The following is a 22,927-nucleotide window of genomic DNA, read 5'->3' on the forward strand; positions in this document are numbered from 1 at the left end:
GAAATCGATTTCGGTTTAACTAATATTCATTCAAATAATCCATGTGTTAAGAATGCAATATTTTTTATATATCATATCTTTTGTCAAAGTCTCATAAGTAAAAATATAGGTATCTTAGCAATACATTTTAATATACATTTTTATTATGAGCACAACATTTTCAGAAATACCGGAAGCATATAAAATCAAGTCTCTTCTACATCAAAAATCATATTTAGTTTCGGGAGAACTTAAACAGTGGCATGGAGCTACTTCAGAAGTATATTCTACCATTTCTTCAACAAAAGAATATAAACCAACGTTATTAGGAACTGTTCCGGAACTTGGTGCAGATGAAGGTATAGAGGCTTTAAATTCAGCAGTAGAAGCATATGACAAAGGGCAGGGGCTTTGGCCAACCATGAAAGTTGTAGATCGTATAGCTTGCATGGAAACATTTGTAAAACAAATGAAAACCAAAAGAGAAGAGATTGTTAAACTTTTAATGTGGGAAATTGGTAAAAACCTACCAGATTCAGAAAAAGAATTTGACAGAACGGTTGATTATATTAATGACACCATAGAAGCATATAAACAAATAGATAGGGATTCTGCTAAATTTGAGAAAAGTGATGGAGTGTATGCGCATATTCGCAGAGGACCTCTTGGTGTTGTTTTGTGTTTGGGGCCTTATAATTATCCGCTTAATGAAACCTTTACGTTACTTATTCCGGCATTAATTATGGGTAATACCATTATTTTTAAGCCTGCAAAATTAGGTGTGTTATTAATTTCTCCATTATTAGAGGCATTTCAAAATAGTTTCCCTAAAGGTGTTGTAAGTATTATTTATGGAAGAGGACGTGTATTGGCAACTCCTATAATGCAATCTGGAAAAGTAGATGTATTAGCATTGATAGGAAATAGTAAATCTGCCAATGCATTGCAAGAAAATCACCCAAAAAAGAATAGGCTACGTTTAGTGCTAGGATTAGAGGCCAAAAACCCTGCTATAGTATTGCCTGATGCCGATTTAGATTTAGCAGTAGATGAATGTATTGCTGGAACTTTGTCTTTTAATGGTCAACGTTGTACAGCGCTAAAAGTGTTGTATGTTCATGAATCTGTTATTGAAGAATTTAACAGGCGTTTTTCATATAAAGTAGATTCATTAAAATTTGGGAACCCATGGGAAGCTGGAGCAAAATTAACACCATTACCAGAAGTTGATAAGCCAGCATATATTAAAGAATTAATTGATGATGCATTATCAAAAGGAGCCAAAATTCTTAACAAAAAAGGAGGGGAGATTTCGGATAATTTTATTTATCCTGCGGTTTTATACCCAGTTAATAAAAACATGAGAGTATTTCAAGAAGAGCAATTTGGGCCTGTAGTTCCCGTAGTTTCTTTTTCAAATATTGAAGAACCTCTCGATGATATGGCAGAATCTAATTATGGTCAGCAAGTTAGTTTGTTTGGAAAAAATGTTAATACCTTATCACCATTAATAGATACTTTAGTAAATTTGGTGTGTCGAGTGAATTTGAATAGTTCTTGTCAACGTGGACCAGATGTATATCCTTTTACAGGAAGAAAAGATTCAGCCGTTAGTACATTAAGTGTACACGATGCGTTGAGGTCATTTTCTATTAGAACATTTGTAGCGTCGAAAGATAATGAGTATAATAATGCCATTTTAAATGAGTTATTAGAAAAGAAAACATCAAATTTTATAAGTACAGATTATATTTTATAAAACAAAAACTAAATTTTAAGCATGAACAAGAGACACATTAACTATGTATTGGTAACTATTTTTTCGCTAGTGGTTTTAACAAGTTGCGGTGGTGAAAAGAAAAAAGAAGAGGTAAAAGAAACCATCAAATTAGGCACTCCAAAAGAAGAAGAGCCACAAGCAGAAATGAATAGTGACGTTGCTGAAATTGTAATTTCAGCCGATGATATGATGAAATTTGATTTGTCTGAAATTAAAGTGAAAGCGGGTCAAAAAATAAAGATAACGTTAAGACACAAAGGTAAGCTAGACATAAATGTAATGGGGCATAATTTTGTGATTCTAAAACAAGGTGTTGATTTGACAGATTTCGCTACTAAAGCAGCAGTTTCTAAAGATACCAAATACATCCCTAAAGGTTCAGAAAATGATATTGTAGCGCATACCGATTTAATTGGTGGTGGACAAACATCCTCTGTGGAATTTGATGCGCCTGAAGCTGGAACATACAATTTTTTATGTAGCTTCCCTGGGCATTATGCACTAATGAAAGGTAAATTTATAGTGGAATAAAATTTTATAAATGATATTCAGTAAGTGATTATTCACTTAAAAAAAAGCCCTTAATTAAGGGCTTTTTTTATTATAGTGTACGTGAAAATGAAAAATTCAATTTTTTACTTCATAGCAGTAAAGTGTTAAAAACACATTTAAAAATGATAAAAGCTTAGGAGTTCAATAATTAAAATTTATTTTTATTGAAAAATATTGCTATTTTCATGGCATTATATAAACCAACATTAACCAACTAAACTAAATAATTATGAAAGAAGTAAATAAAAATAAAATATTTTTAGCGGCTTGTATTTCTCTTATAGTAACTTCTATGACGTTTGCTATTAGAGCTGGGATTTTAACACAATTAGGAACTGATTTTGGGATTTCAAATGAAAAACTAGGGTGGATTAACAGTATGGCATTTTTAGGCTTTCCAATTGCCATGATTGTTGGAGGTTTATTGTATAATTCAATAGGTGCCAAAAAATTGATGACGGTTGCTTTTGTAAGTCACATTTTAGGGTTAATCTTAACTATTTATGCTGGTGGATTTTGGACATTAATCATCTCGACTTTCTTCATTGGTTTTGCTAATGGTTCTGTTGAAGCAGCTTGTAATCCTATGATTGCCGATATGTACACAAACAATAGAACAGCCATGTTAAATAAATTTCATGTTTGGTTTCCTGGAGGACTTGTCATTGGGGCCTTGATTTCAGAATTTATGTCAAGCAATGGCATGGGATGGCAAATGCAAATTGCAGTCATGCTAATTCCTACGTTGATTTATGGATACTTGGTGTTTTCCCAGAAATTTCCAGAAGGTGAAAATATAGAGTCTAATACGTCTCTAAATATAAAAGCATTGGCAAACCCTTTATACATATTTATGTTTTTATGTATGTCATTAACGGCTGTCTCAGAGTTTATACCTCAACAATGGGTAGAAAAAATATTAGGTAGTTCTGGTGCTAGCCCCATGTTGGTGTTGGCATTAGTTACAGGAATTATGGCTTTGGGACGTTTCTTTGCGGGGCCAATAGTACACAAATTAAATCCGATAGGTGTTCTTTGGATGTCTGCAATTACTACTACGGTAGCCATTTATTTAATGAGTATTGCAGATGGCGGTTTAATTTATGCAGCCGCAGCGTTATTCGCACTTGGTGTTTGTTATTTCTGGCCAACCATGATAGGCTTTATATCTGAATATACTTCAAAAACAGGGGCTTTGGGAATGTCGCTTGTAGGAGGTATGGGCATGTTTGCTACCTCCATTTGGAATCCAATAATTGGTTCTATGCTTGATAGCGAAAGGGAAAATGCGATGGCTTCAGGATTAGTAGGAGCCGCTGCCGATATTGTAGCAGGTAAATCCATATTGGGATTCATGGTTTACTTCCCTTTAACTTTAGTAGTGTTATTTGGGATATTATTTTTTATGCGTAAAAAAATAGAAGAAAGAAGAATACCACAAACAGGGCATTAAAATATTTAAAATTTAAAAATGAGTAGAAAATTAAGAATGGGAATGATTGGAGGAGGAACCGGGTCATTCATTGGAGATGTACACAGAAAAGCTTCCTCAATTGATGGATTGATAGAATTAGTATGTGGAGCTTTTAGTAGCAATTCAGAAAAATCAATTCAATCTGGTAAAAATTTATTTCTTCCAGAAAACAGATGCTATGGGAGTTATGAAGAAATGATTTTAAAAGAAAAAGAATTGCCAGAAGATGTTAGAATGGATTTTGTTGCCATTGTAACACCAAATCATATGCATTTTCCACCAGCTAAATTAGCATTGGAACATGGGTTTCATGTGGTTTGTGATAAACCCGTTACTTTGACTTTAGATGAGGCGTTAGAACTTCAAAAAGTCATAGATAAAAGCGGTAAATTATTTGCATTGACCCACAATTATACAGGTAATGCGATGGTAAAGCAAGCCAAAGCTATGGTTGATAATGGCGATTTAGGTAACATTAGAAAAATACAAGTACAATATTTACAGGGTTGGTTATCTACTGCTGTTGAAAAAACAGATAATAAACAAGCATCTTGGCGTACAGATCCCAAACGTTCCGGTATAGGGGGTGCGTTGGGGGATATTGGAACCCATGCTGAAAATTTAGTAGAGTATATAACTGGATTGAAAATTGACGAATTGGCTGCCGATCTTGGTCGTTTTGGAGAAGGAAGAACTTTAGACGATGATGGTAATTTGTTGCTCCGAATGGAAAATGGTGCCAAAGGAACCATGTCTTTTTCTCAAATTGCTTTAGGGGAGGAAAACAACTTGGCTATTAAGGTATATGGTGAAAAAGGAAGTTTGGAGTGGTATCAAGAAAATCCGAATGAATTAATAACGCGTTGGTTAGACAAACCCAAACAAATTTTCACTCCTAATGGTAATGGTTTATATCCTGAGTCGTCTTCTGTAACAAGAATTCCAGCAGGACATCCTGAAGGTTATTTAGAGGCTTTTGCAACTATTTATAAAAATTTTGCAACGCATGTCATGGCTGTTAAGGACGGAAAAAACATTAAAAAACCAGATTATCCGACCGTTGAAGATGGTATACGAGGCATGAAATTCATTTATGCTTCTGTAGAAAGTGATAAAAATAACGCCGCTTGGGTAAAACTAAATTAAAATAATAGATATGAAAACATTAAAAGGACCTGCAGTTTTCTTAGCTCAATTTGCAGGAAGTGATGCACCGTTCAATAGTTTGGATGGCATGTGTAAATGGGCTGCAGATTTAGGATATAAAGGTATTCAAATCCCTACTTGGGAATCAAGTTTAATAGATGTTGAAAAGGCAGCAGAAAGCCAAACATATTGTGACGAATTAAAAGGTAAAGTTAATTCTTATGGATTAGAGATTACCGAATTATCCACACATTTGCAAGGGCAATTAGTCGCTGTTCATCCAGCGTACGATACCATGTTTGATGGTTTTGCACCAAAAGAGGTACACAATAACCCTAAGGCAAGAACTGAATGGGCCATTGATTTTGTAAAAAAATCTGGAACTGCCAGTGGAAGATTAGGTTTAAAAGCACATGCAACGTTTTCAGGTGGATTTTTATGGCATACGGTTTATCCTTGGCCACAGCGTCCAAAAGGGCTTGTAGATATGGGATTTGAAGAATTAGCCAAACGTTGGCTGCCTATTTTAAATCACTTTGATGACCATGGAGTGGATGTTTGTTATGAAATCCACCCAGGTGAAGATATTCATGACGGCGTTACTTTTGAGCGTTTTTTAAAAGCAACAGGAAACCACAAACGCGCTAATATACTTTATGATCCGAGTCATTACATCCTTCAGCAATTGGATTATTTAACCTTTATAGATTATTATCATGAACGCATTAAGGCTTTCCATGTAAAGGATGCTGAGTTTAATCCAACAGGAAAGCAAGGTGTTTATGGAGGGTATTCTGATTGGGCTGATCGGGCAGGACGATTCCGTTCTTTGGGGGATGGTCAAGTGGATTTCAAAAGTATTTTCTCAAAATTAACCAAATATGGTGTTGATGTTTGGGCCGTAATGGAATGGGAGTGTTGTATAAAGTCTTCTGAACAAGGAGCTATAGAAGGAGCACCTTTTATTCAAAGTCATATTATAGAAGCTGCGGAAAGAAGTTTTGACGATTTTGCGGGTGGAGAGGTAGATAAAGATTATCTGAAAAAAGTATTAGGTCTATAAAACATGATGAAAAATGTCTGTATTGTTTGCTCAGTTTTATGTTTTGCTTTGAGTTGGTCACAAAATAAAAGAACTACAGAAAATTATACAGAACCTACTAAACCAGAAGCTACAGAAGTTTGGACTCCTAAACCTAAAACAGTTACACCAGGGAAAAATAATGCAGCTCCTAGTGATGCGATTATCTTATTTGATGGAAGTAACTTTGATGAATGGGTTAGTGCCAGAGATTCTTCAGAGGTTAAATGGATTCTTAATAAAGATCGTAGTATGACGGTTAAATTAGGAATAGGTATTGGTGATATCCAAACCAAACGCAATTTTGGAGATGTCCAACTTCATATAGAATGGAAGTCCCCTGAAAAAATAGTCGGAGATGGACAAAATAGAGGTAATAGCGGTGTATTTCTTCAAAAATTATATGAATTACAAGTGCTAGATAATAATAACAATGAGACTTATGTGAATGGACAAGTTGGATCCATTTATAAACAATCTGTTCCGTTGGCTAAAGCATCCGTTCCAACGGGAGAGTGGAATGCATATGATATTATTTATCATGCTCCCGTATTTGGCCAATATGGAGATGTTTTAAAAAAGGCGACCATGACTGTTTTGCATAATGGCGTGTTAATTCAAGATCATTTTGAGTTAATTGGACCTATTGCATTTATTGGTTGGCCAAGATATAAACCGCATGGAAAACTCCCGATACTTTTACAAAACCATAATTGCGAAGTGAGTTATCGAAATATTTGGATTAGAGAACTTTAAAGGGTGGTTGTGTAAATAATCAATAATCAAAAAGCGCATATTACTTATGTGCTTTTTGATTTTACATACACAATAAAATTGGTTTAATCTTGAATAATTAAAAACAAAACTCTAAAAAAGTAGCGATATTAATAATTTTTTTAAAAAAGTAAATAATTTTAACTATCATAATAAATAAAATCATAATTTTACAATATGAATACATTAAAAAATAAAATACGTCCTTCATCACCCGGTTTCCGCGCGAGTATATCTCGTCGCAGTATCTAGTCTTTCACCGACCCAAAACCGAAACGTAATTTTAATTTTTTTTTATAGTGTATAAAATTTCATCCAGGACATTTCAAAATTTATTTAATATAGTAATTAATGCATATTTTATGTGTTTTATTTACCCACGTCGCCCCTAGAGGGAACTTATTGATTTTAAAGAACTAACACATCTAATTTATCAATAAAATAACTCTAATTTTAAATATTATATAATTTAATGGAAGTTATCATTGCCGATCAATCACATTCAAAATACGCAGAAATTATTTGCGAAACTATAGCAGAATCTGCTGCCGTTAGGGGTACGGGTATTGCCAGACGTACACCTGAATATATTACCAAAAAAATGGTAAATGGAAATGCCGTTATAGCGTTAGACGGGGACAAATTTGCAGGGTTTTGTTATATTGAACTTTGGGGACATGGTAAGTTTGTCGCCAATTCAGGATTGATTGTGCATCCAGATTATCGAGGTGTAGGATTAGCGAAAAAAATAAAACATAAGGTGTTTAAGCATTCTAGAACTAAGTTTCCGGAAGCTAAGGTGTTTAGTATAACTACTGGTTTAGCTGTTATGAAAATGAATACCGAATTAGGTTATAAACCAGTGCCGTTTTCAGAGTTAACCGATGATCCAACATTTTGGGATGGTTGTCAAACGTGTAAAAACTATGACGTTTTAACGCGTACCAATAGAAAAATGTGTTTGTGTACAGGTATGTTGTATGATCCAAAAGCTAAAAAGTCTGAACCAATAAAAATAAAAGAAAAGGTTTTTAATAGACTTAAAAGTATCAAACAAAACATGTTTTTGAAAAAGGATAAGAAGTAATGTTTATGAGGAAATTTTTAATGATACCAAAGGTTGATTTAGTTATTGGAATATGGGTGGGTTTTACCAAAAATAAAAAGGCATATTAAATTAAATGAATGCAATAATAGACATAGAAATTGATAGTGTGATAAAAGATGCGGAATCATTTTGTGCAGAATCAGGAATTGAAATAAAATTGGTATACAAACTTTCTAACAGATCATTAGAAATTATTTCTGAACGGTCTAAAGAGCTACCTACTCTGTATTATGTGAGTGTTGAGATGCTAAAAAAACGTGTGGAAAACGGATGTTTTATATTGAAAAAAGAAGATCAAATTATAGGACATATTTTCGTTCATGAACATGAAGTTAAAGGTCATTTTGTATACGAGCGTTCATCTTTGTGGGTAGATAATGCTTATAGGAATTATAACCTTGGGTTGCTTTTAATGGCTAGAATAACCGAATTTTATAGCGATACATTTCTTATTTCCATTGCGCAAACACCTAAAGTTCATTATTATAATGAAATTCTTGGAATGACGCATGTGACACTATCTAAAATGTCTGTCGTATTGGTTCAGGAACTTGAAAAGTTAGGAAAATTACGGGATGAACTTAATTTTAAGTATTATGTTAATGCCTGTTTCGAGGCTCAAATTAGAGAATTAAAATAAAGAATAAGTTATATAAAAAATAATAACATGAAATGAGCTTGTTCAAAATTTTTGTTCCCTTGGAGAATGATTAATAGCGAACAGCATGTGACCATTGAAAAACAATTAATATAAACATATGAAAAAATTAGTGATAGCATACAGTGGTGGTTTAGATACCTCATATTGTGCAGTAAGTTTATCGAAAGAATTTGATGTACATGCGGTAAGCGTCAATACAGGTGGATTTACAAAGGCAGAAATTGATCATATTGAAAGTAATGCTTATAAAATGGGGGTTACTACTTATAAAAATATTGATGCCGTAGCCACATTTTATCAAAAAGTAGTAAAGTATTTGATTTTTGGGAATGTCTTAAAAAATAATACCTATCCATTATCTGTAAGCGCTGAACGAATCATTCAAGCTATCGAAATTGTAGAATATGCTAAAAGTATTGGTGCGGAATACATTGCCCATGGCAGTACAGGTGCCGGAAATGATCAAGTGCGTTTTGATATGATTTTTCAAACATTAGCACCAGATATTCAAATTGTGACGCCTATTAGAGATAAGAAGTTAAGTAGGCAAGAGGAAATAGATTATTTAAAAGCCAACGGCATTGATATGTCTTGGGAAAAGGCAAAGTATTCAGTTAACAAAGGACTTTGGGGAACTAGTGTAGGGGGATCTGAAACGTTAACTTCAGATAAGCCATTGCCAGAAGAAGCCTATCCATCTCAATTAAAACATGCGGAACCTGAAAAAGTGAAACTAACTTTTGAAAAAGGTGAATTAGTAGCTGTAAATGGCGTTGAGAATGACCCAGAAATCAATATTGAAGTATTAAATAACCTAGCAAAAGCCTACGCTATAGGTAGAGATATTCATGTGGGAGATACCATTGTGGGTATCAAAGGACGTGTTGGATTTGAGGCTGCGGCGGCATTAATTACTATTAAAGCACATCATTTGTTAGAAAAGCACACACTTACAAAATGGCAATTACAGCATAAAGAATATTTGGCTAGTTTTTATGGCATGCATTTACACGAAGGTCAATATTTAGATCCTGTCATGAGAAACATCGAAGCATTTTTACAAAGTAGCCAAGATAAAGTGAGTGGCGATGTAGTTGTCACTTTAAAACCGTATCATTTTACTTTAGATGGTATAACATCTAAACACGATTTAATGAATGCGAAGTTTGGAAGTTATGGTGAGGAAAATAAAGGCTGGACTCCAGAAGAAGCTAAAGGCTTCATTAAGATTTTTGGTAATCAAAATAAAATATATCAACAGGTAAATTCGGAATTATGATTCAAGTAGGCATTATAGGTGGCGCAGGTTACACAGCAGGTGAATTGATACGATTACTCATCAATCATCCTGAAGCCGAGATTAATTTTGTGTATAGCACTTCTAATGCTGATAATAAAATCAGTAGTGTTCATCAAGATTTATTAGGTGACTTAGAACTTAAGTTTACAGATACTATCAATCCGAATGTAGACGTGTTGTTTTTATGTTTGGGGCATGGCAATTCGGTTAAGTTTTTATCAAGTAATACATTTTCAGAAAACACTAAAATCATTGATTTAGGAAACGATTTCAGACTAGAAAAAGATAAAATTTTTAATGGAAAAACTTTTGTATATGGTTTGCCGGAATTACAAAAGGAATCCATTAAAGACGCAAAATACATAGCAAATCCAGGTTGTTTTGCGACAGCGATTCAATTGGCATTATTGCCATTGGCTCAGAAAAATTTATTGAGTGATGATGTACATGTAAATGCCGTTACAGGAGCTACGGGAGCTGGAACCTTATTATCTGAAACATCCCATTTCCCATGGAGAGATAATAATTTCTCGTATTACAAGCCGTTTACGCATCAGCATTTAGGAGAGATTAATCAGTCGGTTAAACAATTACAACAAGGTTTTTCATCCGACATTCTTTTTATGCCCAACAGAGGTAATTTTTCAAGAGGTATTTTTGCAACGGTTTACACCCATTTTGAAGGCAGTTTAGAAGATGCTCAAGAAATGTACAAAGCATTTTATAAAGATGCTAAATTTACGTTGGTGTCAGATGAAGTGTTGCATTTAAAACAAGTAGTAAATACTAATAAATGTCTGATTCATTTACATAAACACAATAACAAATTATTGGTGACTAGTATTATTGATAATTTATTGAAAGGCGCATCTGGACAAGCGATTCAGAATATGAATTTAATGTTTGGTTTAGAAGAGACAACAGGATTGCAATTAAAAGCAACGTATTTTTAGAGTTTGATTAAAACACCAAGAACCAACAACCAATAACTAAAGTATGAAAATAGCTATCATAGGAACTGGAAATTTAGGAAGTTCTATTGCCAAAGGGCTTATTAAAAACAAAACATTTACCTCTTTGTATTTAAGTGATAAGAATACAACGGCTGTGAATAGTTTTAGTACTGTTGAGAATGTGACCATTACCAATGATAATCTTCTAGCAGTAGAGCAATCTGATATGGTTATTTTTGCGTTGCAACCTAAACATATCAATGCGGTCTTAGAAAGTGTAGCTTCTAAAATTACAGTTAATCATGTGGTTATTTCGGTGGCTGCAGGTGTTGATATTGCAAGAATAGAAGGTATTATTGGGAACGATAAAAATATCATTCGCGTCATGCCAAATACGGCGATTTCTATTGGAAAGTCCATGACATGTATTGCGGCTAACGAAAAAGCACAAGATAAAGTGGCTTTAGCGCAAAATATATTTAACCAATTAGGAACAACCATGGTCATTCCAGAAGATTTGGTTCAAGCAGCAACGGTTATTTGTGCTAGCGGTATTGCATTTTGGATGCGCCTTGTGCGTGCTACAACTCAAGGTGCCATACAATTAGGTTTTGAAGCAGAACAGGCACATGAATTGGCGACGCAAACTTGTTTTGGAGCCGCAAGTTTGTTACTGGAATCTGGAAGACATCCAGAGCAAGAAATAGACCGCGTAACAACCCCTAGTGGTTGTACCATTGAAGGTTTAAATGCTATGGAACACCAAGGGTTAAGTTCGGCCTTAATACAAGGTATTGTGGCTTCGTTTGAAAAAATTAATCAAATTAAAAAGAATTAAAAATGCCAATATTTGACGTTTATCCATTATACAATGTAACTCCAGTATCTGGAAAAGATATGCACGTTTACGACGATGCGGGAGTTGAATATTTAGACCTTTATGGAGGTCATGCCGTAATTTCGATTGGACATTCACATCCTAATTATGTAGAAGCTATTACCAATCAAGTTTCTAAACTAGGATTTTATTCCAATGCCATTCAAAATCCATTACAAGTTGCCTTAGCCGATAAGATTGAAGCACTTTCGGGTTGTAAAGGGTACGAATTGTTTTTATGTAATTCTGGTGCAGAAGCTAACGAAAATGCTTTAAAATTAGCTTCGTTCAAAACAGCAAAAGCACGAGTTGTTGCTTTTAATAACGGATTTCATGGGCGTACATCGGCAGCCGTAGCAGCAACTGATAATAAAAATATTGTAGCACCAATAAATGCACAGCAACAAGTTACTTTTTTAGCATTGAATGATATTGAAGGTGTTAAAAGAGAACTGGAAAAAGGTGATGTGTGTGCCGTTATTGTTGAATTTATCCAAGGTGTAGGCGGATTAGATCAAGGAACTGCTGAGTTTTTCGAACAAGTCGACGCACTTTGTAAAGCAAACAATACGTATTTTATAGCTGATGAGGTGCAATGCGGTTACGGACGTTCAGGTAAATTTTTTGCATTTCAGCATTATAATGTAAGGCCAGACGTCATATCCATAGCAAAAGGTATGGGGAACGGATTTCCTATCGGAGGTATTTTAATTCATCCAAGTATTGAGGCAAAGCATGGTATGTTGGGAACTACGTTTGGTGGCAATCATTTAGCATGTGCGGCAGGTTTAGCTGTTTTAAGTACGATAGAAGAAGAGCAATTGATGGAAAACGTTAATGCGGTTTCAGAGTATTTTATTTCAATTGCCAAAACCATTCCACAGATAAAAAATATTAAAGGGAGGGGTTTAATGATTGGCTTGGAATTCGATTTTGAAGTTGGAGAATTGAGAAAAAAGCTCATTTATGAGCATCATATTTTTACAGGTGGGGCTTCAAATAAAAAGTTAATTAGAATTTTACCACCATTAACCATTCAGACAAACCATGTTGATGATTTTTTTGATGCCCTAAAAAAGGCATTGGTCAACGTTGAAAATAAAGAATTAGAAGTTCAAGGTTAGTATAAAGTTTGTTGAAATTCAGAAGCCTAAAACTTCAAAAATTAAAAACAAAAAAAATGAATACATTATTAAACATAGAAACAAGAAACACCGTATTACTTAACATGGCAACTCTTTTAGAAAAAGAAAGAGCAGCCATTATTAAGATTAATAAGGGAGATTTAGAAGCTTATGATGGAGATGACCTTTCTATGTACGACCGATTAAAAGTAGACGATTCTAAAGTTGATGACATGATTGCTTCGGTAACTAATTTGGCGTCTCAAGAAGATCCAGTGGGAGTAGAGCGTTTTGCTTTCAAACACGATAATGGGATGCAAGTTTATAATAAAACAGCGTCGTTTGGAACGGTCATGATTATTTATGAATCGCGTCCAGATGTGACGGTGGAAGCTGCCGGAATCGCTTTTAAGTCGGGAAATAAAATATTATTGAAAGGTGGAAAAGAATCTTTGAAATCCAATTTGAAAATTGTTGATTTGTGGCATCAAGCTTTAGAAAACAATGGAATTTCAAAAGAATGGGTGGAATATTTACAATTCAATAGAACAGAAACACAGGCGTTCTTAGAAAAACCAACTCAAAAATTAGATTTAATTGTGCCTCGTGGTGGAGAACGATTGATTGCCTTTGTAAAAGAACATGCCACATGCCCGGTGATTATTAGTGGTCGTGGGAATAATTTTGTATATGTTCACAAGGAAGCCGATTTGAAAATTGCTATGGATGTCATTATAAACGCTAAAACCACAAAGATTTCAGCTTGTAATGCGTTGGATAAAGTGTTGATTGATAAAAATCTACCAAACAAAGAAAGCTTTGTAAAAGAATTGATTGCAAAATTACAAGAGTTTAAAGTAGAGGTTTTAGGAGATGACATCATTTCGAAGAACTATCATGTTGAAGCTATTCAATCCAACGATATCTGGAGTAAAGAATTTTTAGATTATAAAATCGTGATTGGTGAAATTGAGTCTACTCAAGATGCTGTTGCTATGATAAATGAATATTCTGGTGGACATTCGTCATCCATAATTACTAAGAATGATATGGAAGCCAAAACATTCATGGCAAATGTTGATAATGCCGCCGTATATCATAACGCTTCTACAAGATTTACCGATGGTTTTCAATTAGGGTTAGGTGGAGAATTGGCCATTAGCACCGATAAATTACACCAAAGAGGGCCTATAGGTTTGCAGCATTTAGTAACCAATAAATGGTATGTTCACGGAAATGGACAAATAAGATAATGCAGAAAAAGAAAAGAATTTTGCTTAAAGTGGGCTCCAATACGCTTACTAAAGAAACCGATAATATTTCAAGAGGTAAGATTGAGGATATGGCGAATCAAATCGCATATTTACAAGATGATTACGAGTTTATTATTGTGAGTTCTGGTGCCATTGCTGCTGCAAAGCAGTTTGTGAAATTGGAGAGTAAAGGGAAAGAGATTACTGTAAAACAGGCTTTGGCATCTATTGGTCAGCCCCATTTAATCCGTATTTATCAAGAAATTTTTAGAGAAGCTGGCTTGTTAACCTCGCAATGCTTATTGTCATATTCAGATTTTGAAAAAGAACAAAGCAGAACCAATATTATGAATACCATTAATGTGTTGGTAGATAATAATTACATCCCCATCATTAATGAAAACGATACGGTAGCAACCGATGAGATTAAGTTTGGGGATAATGACAAATTAGGGGCTTTAACAGCCTCACTTTTAAGTGCCGATTTATTTATAATCGCCACAAACACCAATGGGATCTATACTAAAGAGTCTATGGAAAATGGTGTGCCAAAAACCATTGAGTTAGTGGAGGATTTTGAAGACTTATTAAAACAAGTAGTAAGTTCGAAATCAAAACACGGTAGTGGTGGGATGCTTTCTAAAATAGAGGCAGCATCTGTTACCAAAAAAGCAAATATAGAAACGTGGATAGTCAATGGGTTGGAAGACAATTTCATGGTAAATGCCATGAATAACAAAGTGCCTTTTACCAAAATAAAATAATATTAATATGAAGAATTACACCTCCATACACGATATAGACAATATACATTCTTGGATTGAAGAAGCTAAAATACTAAAAGCAAATCCTCTTAAATATGTCACTTTAGGCAAACATAAAACCATTGGGTTACTGTTTTTTAATTCTAGTTTGCGTACACGTTTGAGTACTCAAAAAGCCGCCTTGAATTTAGGTATGGATCCTATTGTGATGAATGTGTCTGGAGATGCATGGGGTATTGAATTTGGAGATGGAACGATTATGAATGGCAACACAGCAGAGCACATTAAAGAAGCAGCTGCAGTGGTGTCTCAATATTGTGATATTATTGCGGTAAGAGCATTTCCAACATTGACAGATAAAGACAAAGACGAAAGTGAGCAAGTCATGAATGCTTTTGTAAAATATGCTTCTGTGCCTATTGTTAATATGGAAAGTGCTACTGGTCATCCATTACAAGGATTAACGGATGCGATTACTATTTCAGAATTTGCTAAAAAAGCAAGACCTAAAGTAGTTTTGAGTTGGGCGCCTCATGTAAAGGCTTTGCCGCATGCTGTCGCCAATAGTTTTGTTCAAGCCATGCAAAAAATGGATGTTGAGTTTGTGATTACAAATCCAGAAGGTTATAATTTAAATCCAGAAATAACGGCAAATACCCCTATAATTCACAATCAAGAGGAGGCTTTTAAAGATGCCGATTTTGTCTATGTTAAAAATTGGAGTAGTTACAGTGATTATGGGAAAGTTTTGAATACAGATCCTAATTGGATGATTACCAAAGCAAAATTGGGTGATGCTAAATTCATGCATTGTTTGCCAGTTAGACGAAACGTAATTGTGGAAGATGCCGTTTTAGATAGCGATAGCTCTATTGTGATTCAACAAGCCAATAATAGAACGTATGCAGCTCAATTGGTATTGAAAAAAATATTGGAAAATGGCTAAAGAAAAACTGTCCATTGTAAAAATAGGAGGAAACATTATTGAAGATGAACAGTCTTTAAATGATTTTTTAAAACTATTTGTTAACTTAAAAGGAAAGAAAATCTTAATCCATGGTGGAGGAAAACGTGCTACAAGTATTGCATCAAAATTAGGGATTGCATCTAAAATGGTGAATGGTAGACGTATTACCGATGCAGAAACATTGGAAGTGATTACCATGGTTTATGGTGGATTGGTAAACAAAAACATCGTAGCCAAATTACAAGCGTTACAAATTGATGCTATTGGATTAACCGGAGCCGATATTAATAGCATCACTTCAGAAAAAAGACCTATTAAAGACGTTGATTTTGGTTTTGTCGGTGATGTTAAAAAAGTAGCTCATCATTCCATAGATAGATTAATTCATGCGAATTTCACACCTGTTTTTTGTGCTATTACACATGATGGTAAAGGACAATTATTGAACACAAACGCAGATACCATTACCTCACAAGTGGCCATTGGTATGAGTGCACTATACGAAACATCTATTTATTATTGTTTTGAATTAAATGGCGTTTTGAAAAATATAAATGATAAAAATTCAGTTATAAAACACATCGATTCAAATTTATATAAGGAATTATTGGAACAGGGTATTATTGCTGATGGTATGCTGCCGAAGTTGGAAAATTGTTTCGATGCTTTAAAAAACGGTGTCAAAACCATAAATATGGGCAACACATCCATGTTGACCCAAGAAAATAATAATTTTACAAGAATAACTTTATAATATGTCTATTCAAGAATTAACAAATGATGCTATATCGCTATTAAAACAATTAATAGAAACACCATCTTTTTCATCGGAAGAAGATGTTACGGCATCGCATATTGAAGCTTGGATGCAACGATATGATATTGATTATAAACGAACCCAAAACAATGTTTGGGCAGTCAATAAATATTTTGATGAAAGTAAGCCAAATATGTTGCTTAACTCACATCATGATACCGTAAAACCTAATACAGCCTACACCAAAGACCCTTTTAAAGCTATTGTTGAAGATGGCAAATTATACGGTTTGGGAAGTAATGATGCAGGTGGTTGTTTGGTGTCTTTAATAGCCACATTTACCTATTTTTATAATCATAAAGACTTAAAATATAATTTAATTTTAGTCGCTTCCGCGGAAGAAGAAAGTAGCGGGCCAAACGGATTGAACAGTATGTTGAAAATCATTCCGAAGATTGATGTCGCCATAGTGGGCGAACCAACTTTGATGAATTTAGCAGTAGCCGAAAAAGGCTTGGTTGTTTTTGATGCCAAAGTAAAAGGAACGGCTAGCCATGCCGCACATCCAAATGATGATAATCCTATTTACAAACTGATTGACACCTTGCAATGGTTTAAAGATGTGAAGTTTGAAAAAAGTTCGGAAGCTTTGGGTGATGTAAAATTAACCGTGACTCAAATTAATGCCGGAAAACAGCATAATGTGGTGCCAGCCGATGTGGAATTGGTCATTGATGTACGGGTAAATGATAAATATACCAATGCTGAGATTGCCGAATTTTTACAAAAAGAGGCACCGTGTTCTAGTATTGTGCCACGTAGTTTAAATTTAAACTCCTCATCCATTCCTGTGGAGCATCCATTAGTGCAAGCAGGTATCGCGTTGGGTAGAACAACTTATGGCTCACCCACATTATCAGATCAAGCATGGTTGTCATGTAAATCATTAAAATTAGGGCCAGGTGATAGTCCGCGCTCACATTCAGCAGATGAATACATTCATTTGCATGAAATAGAAGAAGGTATTAAAATATATACCGAATTGTTGAATCGGGTAATCGTTTAGCAGTTCTGTCATTCCTGAGAAAGCAGGAATCCATTTTTAAATACAAAAAATATAATTAGATTCCTGCCTACGCAGGAATGAGAAAAAGATCAAAAAAATGAAACTCTGGGATAAAGGCATATCAATCGATAAAAAAATAGAACAATTCACTGTCGGAAACGATAGGGAAATTGACATTCATTTAGCAAAATATGATGTTATTGCATCTAAAGCGCATGCTAAAATGCTTCAAAAAATCGGCATTTTAACAGCTAATGAATTAATTGATTTATTGGGAGGTTTAAAAAAAATACAAAATCAAATTGAAGAAGGACGTTTTATTATTGAAGCTCAATTTGAAGATGTACATTCTAAAATCGAATTTGAATTGACAAAAACACTTGGAGAAGTCGGAAAAAAAATCCATACAGCACGTTCACGAAACGATCAAGTTTTAGTCGCGCTTCACTTATACTATAAAGAGAATTTAGGTATTGTAAAACAAAAAACAAAAACACTTTTTGAAACGCTTTTAGGCTTAGCAGATACTTATAAAAATAAAGTGCTTCCAGGATATACACATTTGCAGGTTGCTATGCCATCATCATTCGGATTATGGTTTTCAGCCTATGCTGAGCTTATGATTGATGATGTGTATTTGTTAAACGCGGCTATAAAAACAGTAGACCAAAATCCATTAGGGTCTGCTGCTGGTTATGGCAGCTCATTCCCAATCGATAGAGAGTTCACTACAAAAGAAATGGATTTTTCTACCATGAAATATAATGTGGTGGCAGCACAAATGGGGCGAGGGAAAAATGAACGTACTATTGCAGCTGCTTTGGGTGGTTTAAGTAATACAATGGCACGTTTCGCCATGGATGTGTGTTTGTATATGAGTCAGAATTTCGGATTTATTTCTTTTCCCGATGAATTGACTACGGGGAGTAGCATCATGCCACATAAGAAGAATCCAGATGTTTTTGAATTAATCAGAGGAAAATGCAATAAAATACAAGCACTTCAAACCGAAATGATTTTAATAACCAACAATTTACCAAGTGGTTATCACAGAGATTTTCAGTTATTAAAGGAAAACATGATTGCCGCTTTTGAAGAAATAAAAGATATTCTAGACATCTTTAATTACTCTATTCAACAAGTAATTGTAAAAGATATTAATGTAAATAGCGATTTATATAAATATCTATTTACTGTAGATAATATTAATACCTTGGTGGTTGAGGGACAGAGTTTTAGAGAAGCTTATCAAAAAATTGGTGGACAAGTGCAAAATGGTACCTACAAACCAGATATGTCTAAGAAACATACCCATGTTGGCAGTATTCATAATTTGTGTTTAGATAAAATTAAAAATAAATTTCCTGAGTAAATAGTCTTTATTACACTATATGTACAATTCCGTAGAAGTAAAACAATCACCATTACATGGTAAAGGCGTTTTTGCCACTCGGAACATTGCAAAAGGAGAATTGTTAGCCACATGCGACATGGCACTTATTCATGTGAATGATAACTTACCTGAAAATTTAGCCACACTTCAATTTCCTTGGTCAGAGGACTATGATGCTATTTGCTTGAGTCATGTAGGTAGCTTTTTTAATCATAACAGTGAACCAACTGCAGAAGTTAAAGATCGTGATTTTGTTAATCTCATTAAGACATTTGTAGCTAAAACAGATATTGAAAAAGGGAAAGAAATCACCATTTATTATAATGATGCTTTTGAGGATTTTGTCGGTAAATAATATGTTTTAATTTTTGAACGGAATGAAAATAAAAATTGACAAATTTGTCTTATTCATTATAGGTGTCATTGTTATTGCTTACTTTTTTCCACAATGGGGAACAAAAGATAGTCCTATTCCTTTGGATACTATAAGCACTGTTGGGATTTCATTAATTTTCTTTTTTTACGGACTTAAATTAAGTCCAGACAAATTAAAAGCGGGACTCAAAAACTGGAAATTACACATTTTGGTACAGGCGTCTACTTTTTTAATTTTTCCGCTAATTGTTTTATTGTTTAGGCCTGTTTTGCAAACAGAAGAGCAAGAAACCATGTGGCTGGCGTTCTTCTTTTTAGCCGCTTTGCCATCAACGGTATCCTCATCGGTGGTTATGGTGTCTATGGCTAAAGGCAATGTGCCGGCGGCCATATTTAATGCCAGTATTTCCGGTATCATTGGTATTGCTATTACACCGTTATGGATGGGATTGTTTGTGCATGATGTGCAAACAGATTTCGATTTTACAGAAATCTATACAAAACTCATTCTGCAAATTATTTTTCCGGTTATTTTAGGAATCCTGTTACAGCGGTTTTTAGGGGCTTTTGCACATAAACACAGTAATAAGCTGACCGTATTTGATAAATCCATTATATTACTTATTATTTATAAGAGTTTTGCCGAATCGTTTGATGAACATATATTTAGTTCGGTATCCATTTTAGATTTGCTAGGCCTTTTTATTGGCGTTATTATATTGTTCTTTATAGCATTCTTCTTAACAGATTTTATAGCTAAAAAATTAGGGTTTAATAAGGAAGACGAAATTACTGCACAATTTTGCGGTACCAAAAAATCCTTAGTGCATGGTACTGTTTTTTCTAAAATACTTTTTGGAAATTCAGCAACTATAGGCATTATTTTGTTGCCACTGATGTTATTTCATGCCATTCAAATTTTAATTATTAGTGTGATTGCTTCAAAATTGGCAAAGCGAAACATAGAGATTTAATATCATGTCACTTCGAGTGAATGTATGGCCATACGCCATACATTTGTATCGAGAAGCTTCATGGATTAAAACGGTATCAATCTAATTTGTATCGAAAATTATAGAACTACTAATAAAGAACTTGAGATAGGATTTCAATTTACTTTCCTTTATATTTAGTGTTTTAAAATCAACGGTCATGTCTTTAAAAGAAACCTTTCTAACCATTTGTTTATCTTTTGTTATGCTACATAGTTTTGCTCAATACGAAATGATTCCCTTGTGGGATGGCAACGTTCCTAATTCTGTAATCTCTGATGAAGTAGAAATGATTAGAAGAGGTGATGTGCTTTACGTTTCATTGGTGCAAACTCCAACATTGGAAGTCCATTTACCAACAAAACGACACGCTACAGGGCGGTCTGTTATTATTTGTCCAGGTGGAGGCTATGTGAATTTGGTGTACGATTGGGAGGGTACCGATATTGCCAAATGGTTCAACTCAAAAGGCATTGCGGCATTTGTTTTAAAATCAAGGTTGCCCAATTCAAAATCAATAAAAGTGTCTTACGAAGCACCTTTGCAAGATGCCCAACGTGCCATGCGTATTGTGAGGTCGCAAGCGGACAAATGGGGCATAGACCCCAATAAAATAGGTATTATGGGTTTTTCGGCAGGTGGGCATTTAGCCTCTACTTTGGGAACGCAATTTAGCAAACCAAATAACTTTAAAGAATCGGCTATCGATACGGTGTCTGCGCGTCCAGATTTTATGGTATTAATATATCCTGTGATTACTATGAAGTCCGATTATACACATGGAGGTTCCAGAAATAGTTTGTTAGGAAATAATCCGAGCAACGATTTGGTCAATCAATATTCCAATGAATTACAAGTTACTGAAAATACACCGCCAACGTTTTTAGTGCATTCTGAAGATGATGGTGCTGTGCCTGTTGAAAACAGTTTGCAACTATATAAAGCCTTAAAAGATAAAGGCATTAAAACAGAGATGCATTTGTACCCTTATGGTGGCCATGGCTATAGTTTGGCTTTAGGAAAAGGCCATTTAGAAACCTGGACAGATAGATTGTACGATTGGTTGAAGAGTTTGTAGGTTTTATAAGATTCTAATTTTCAGTTTTATATCATATATTTTTAATTGAATTCATGAGGAAAATTGACTACTTTAGTTAGCTATATGTCCTTTTTTGTAATGATATAGCTAAATATTTATACTCATGAAACCAACTAACCAATTTATTTACCTTCTTTTATTTTTAATATCATCAACTACTTTTGGGCAACAATTGGAAGCCCCTATTGTATTATGGCCCAATGGTGCGCCTGGAGCTACTGGTACTAGTGATGAAGATAAACCAGCAATTATTCCATTTATTCCGGATTCAAATAAGCGCAATGGAGCAGCTGTATTAGTAGTGCCAGGTGGTGGATTTACCATTCGAGCAGTAGATCATGAAGGTGTTTTGGTAGCACAGTGGTTAAAAGAACACGGCATTACAGCATTTTTGTTACGTTACAGATTGCGCCCTATTTACACACGAGAGCATTGGGTACATGATGGTAAACGTGCTATGCAATACATTCGGGCGCATGCCGACGATTACCATATTTCTACAAATCGTGTTGGAACTGTTGCTTTCTCGGCAGGAGCCGATTTAATAGCAGATATGTCTTTAAATCCTTTGGAGTCCCAGCCTAATTCGACAGATTTATTAGACCATATGCCATCCAAACCCAATTTTATGATTTTGGGTTATGGTTCTTCACGGCTTCCAGATTCTTTAGATAATACTACTATTGCTAAATTACCACCAACCTTTATGTATGGTACGGTAGAAGATAGGGGCAGTCAAAATGGGATGTTAAATATGTACACTAGATTATATCAGGCAGGAGCTTCTGTAGAAGCTCATTTTTTCAGATATGGTATACACGGAACTGGTTTTGCGGTAGGCGATCCTGTTTTAGGAGAATGGAAGCATTTGCTTTATAACTGGATGTGGGCTGGTGGTTTCTTAACTGAAAAACCACAAATTGAGTTAAACGGTGTAGTGAAATTGAACGGCGAGCCACTTAAAAAAGGCATGATTATTTTGATGCCGATTGAAAATAAAAACAATCCGCCAGTTGTGGTTTATATCAATAATACGGGAACAGGTGAATTGGGACGATTTTCTGTACCAAAAGACCAAGGACCCGTTCAAGGAAAGTATAAAGTGGAAGTAAGGCAAGATGCCACGCGTTGGACTAGCAACTCTCGAGACCCTTTTATGATAAACATGATGCAAAAACAACGTAAACACGAACTTACCGAAACCGATATTAAAGCGTGGAGTGATTACATACGCAAGCGCGATTTATCGCCAAGTATTTATAACCAAGTAGTTTATTCTCATACATATCCTAATGATACAGAAGATTATGTGTTAACTATTGAAGAAGGTAAAGAGATTTTGGTTGAGGTTTTTAGTGAATAGAAAACAGATCGAATAAAGAACTTTCCAAATAACCAAAATTAAAAAAGCGCAACTTGGTTAGAGTGCGCTTTTAAGGATCCCGAATTATA

22 protein-coding genes are annotated in these 22,927 nt (G+C 34.6%); all 22 read left to right on the top strand.

Features of this window, described 5'->3' with window-relative positions; translation table 11 throughout:
* The first annotated feature begins 145 nt into the window (after positions 1-145).
* The 22 genes from DKT72_RS07420 (at position 146) to DKT72_RS07525 (ending at position 22,838) form a co-directional block, all read left to right on the top strand.
* Complete coding sequence (locus DKT72_RS07420; RefSeq protein ID WP_111308104.1) at positions 146-1,738, top strand: NADP-dependent glyceraldehyde-3-phosphate dehydrogenase; 1,593 nt, start codon at positions 146-148, stop codon at positions 1,736-1,738.
* Between the two features lie 21 nt (positions 1,739-1,759).
* Complete coding sequence (gene azu / locus DKT72_RS07425; protein ID WP_111308105.1) at positions 1,760-2,290, top strand: azurin; 531 nt, start codon at positions 1,760-1,762, stop codon at positions 2,288-2,290.
* Positions 2,291-2,540: 250 nt separating this feature from the next.
* Positions 2,541-3,764 (top strand): MFS transporter, encoded by a 1,224-nt coding sequence (locus DKT72_RS07430; protein ID WP_111308106.1) that lies wholly within the window; start codon positions 2,541-2,543, stop codon positions 3,762-3,764.
* A gap of 18 nt (positions 3,765-3,782) precedes the next feature.
* Positions 3,783-4,931 (top strand): Gfo/Idh/MocA family protein, encoded by a 1,149-nt coding sequence (locus DKT72_RS07435; protein ID WP_235841638.1) that lies wholly within the window; start codon positions 3,783-3,785, stop codon positions 4,929-4,931.
* A 10-nt stretch (positions 4,932-4,941) separates the two neighbouring features.
* Positions 4,942-5,994 (top strand): sugar phosphate isomerase/epimerase family protein, encoded by a 1,053-nt coding sequence (locus DKT72_RS07440; protein WP_111308108.1) that lies wholly within the window; start codon positions 4,942-4,944, stop codon positions 5,992-5,994.
* Positions 5,995-6,000: 6 nt separating this feature from the next.
* On the top strand, positions 6,001-6,768 hold the full coding sequence (locus DKT72_RS07445) for a 3-keto-disaccharide hydrolase (RefSeq protein ID WP_111308109.1): 768 nt from the start codon (positions 6,001-6,003) through the stop codon (positions 6,766-6,768).
* Positions 6,769-7,258: 490 nt separating this feature from the next.
* Positions 7,259-7,873: a GNAT family N-acetyltransferase gene (locus DKT72_RS07450; protein WP_111308110.1), complete on the top strand. Its 615-nt coding sequence runs from the start codon at positions 7,259-7,261 to the stop codon at positions 7,871-7,873.
* A 94-nt stretch (positions 7,874-7,967) separates the two neighbouring features.
* A complete protein-coding gene (locus DKT72_RS07455) occupies positions 7,968-8,534 on the top strand; it encodes a GNAT family N-acetyltransferase (RefSeq protein WP_111308111.1) in 567 nt (188 codons plus the stop codon).
* Positions 8,535-8,652: 118 nt separating this feature from the next.
* Positions 8,653-9,834, top strand: coding sequence for an argininosuccinate synthase (locus tag DKT72_RS07460; protein WP_111308112.1), 1,182 nt, complete (start codon positions 8,653-8,655; stop codon positions 9,832-9,834).
* Positions 9,831-10,808: an N-acetyl-gamma-glutamyl-phosphate reductase gene (gene argC, locus DKT72_RS07465; RefSeq protein WP_111308113.1), complete on the top strand. Its 978-nt coding sequence runs from the start codon at positions 9,831-9,833 to the stop codon at positions 10,806-10,808. Before DKT72_RS07460 ends, argC begins: the two co-directional genes overlap by 4 nt.
* A gap of 43 nt (positions 10,809-10,851) precedes the next feature.
* The gene (gene proC, locus DKT72_RS07470) at positions 10,852-11,646 is read left to right on the top strand and encodes a pyrroline-5-carboxylate reductase (RefSeq protein ID WP_111308114.1); all 795 of its coding nucleotides are present in this window, start codon (positions 10,852-10,854) and stop codon (positions 11,644-11,646) included.
* Positions 11,647-11,648: 2 nt separating this feature from the next.
* A complete protein-coding gene (locus DKT72_RS07475; protein ID WP_111308115.1) occupies positions 11,649-12,809 on the top strand; it encodes an aspartate aminotransferase family protein in 1,161 nt (386 codons plus the stop codon).
* 56 nt (positions 12,810-12,865) lie between these two features.
* Positions 12,866-14,062, top strand: a complete 1,197-nt coding sequence (locus DKT72_RS07480) for a glutamate-5-semialdehyde dehydrogenase (protein ID WP_111308238.1) — start codon at positions 12,866-12,868, stop codon at positions 14,060-14,062.
* Positions 14,062-14,826, top strand: coding sequence for a glutamate 5-kinase (gene proB / locus DKT72_RS07485; protein WP_111308239.1), 765 nt, complete (start codon positions 14,062-14,064; stop codon positions 14,824-14,826). The genes DKT72_RS07480 and proB overlap by 1 nt, the downstream gene beginning before the upstream one ends.
* 7 nt (positions 14,827-14,833) lie before the next feature.
* Positions 14,834-15,772, top strand: a complete 939-nt coding sequence (locus DKT72_RS07490) for a Rossmann-fold NAD(P)-binding domain-containing protein (RefSeq protein WP_111308116.1) — start codon at positions 14,834-14,836, stop codon at positions 15,770-15,772.
* Complete coding sequence (gene argB / locus DKT72_RS07495; protein ID WP_111308117.1) at positions 15,765-16,547, top strand: acetylglutamate kinase; 783 nt, start codon at positions 15,765-15,767, stop codon at positions 16,545-16,547. Before DKT72_RS07490 ends, argB begins: the two co-directional genes overlap by 8 nt.
* 1 nt (position 16,548) lies before the next feature.
* The gene (locus DKT72_RS07500) at positions 16,549-17,616 is read left to right on the top strand and encodes a M20 family metallo-hydrolase (RefSeq protein WP_111308118.1); all 1,068 of its coding nucleotides are present in this window, start codon (positions 16,549-16,551) and stop codon (positions 17,614-17,616) included.
* A 97-nt stretch (positions 17,617-17,713) separates the two neighbouring features.
* Positions 17,714-18,988 (top strand): argininosuccinate lyase, encoded by a 1,275-nt coding sequence (gene argH, locus DKT72_RS07505; protein ID WP_111308119.1) that lies wholly within the window; start codon positions 17,714-17,716, stop codon positions 18,986-18,988.
* 19 nt (positions 18,989-19,007) lie between these two features.
* The gene (locus tag DKT72_RS07510; protein ID WP_111308120.1) at positions 19,008-19,364 is read left to right on the top strand and encodes an SET domain-containing protein-lysine N-methyltransferase; all 357 of its coding nucleotides are present in this window, start codon (positions 19,008-19,010) and stop codon (positions 19,362-19,364) included.
* A gap of 22 nt (positions 19,365-19,386) precedes the next feature.
* Complete coding sequence (locus DKT72_RS07515; protein ID WP_111308121.1) at positions 19,387-20,358, top strand: bile acid:sodium symporter family protein; 972 nt, start codon at positions 19,387-19,389, stop codon at positions 20,356-20,358.
* A gap of 178 nt (positions 20,359-20,536) precedes the next feature.
* Entirely contained in the window at positions 20,537-21,454 is a 918-nt protein-coding gene (locus DKT72_RS07520) for an alpha/beta hydrolase (RefSeq protein ID WP_111308122.1), read from the top strand.
* Positions 21,455-21,578: 124 nt separating this feature from the next.
* Positions 21,579-22,838, top strand: coding sequence for an alpha/beta hydrolase (locus DKT72_RS07525; protein ID WP_111308123.1), 1,260 nt, complete (start codon positions 21,579-21,581; stop codon positions 22,836-22,838).
* The last annotated feature ends 89 nt before the right edge of the window (positions 22,839-22,927 follow it).

Origin of the sequence: Confluentibacter sediminis, from assembly GCF_003258355.1 — a bacterium.
GTDB lineage: Bacteria > Bacteroidota > Bacteroidia > Flavobacteriales > Flavobacteriaceae > Confluentibacter > Confluentibacter sediminis.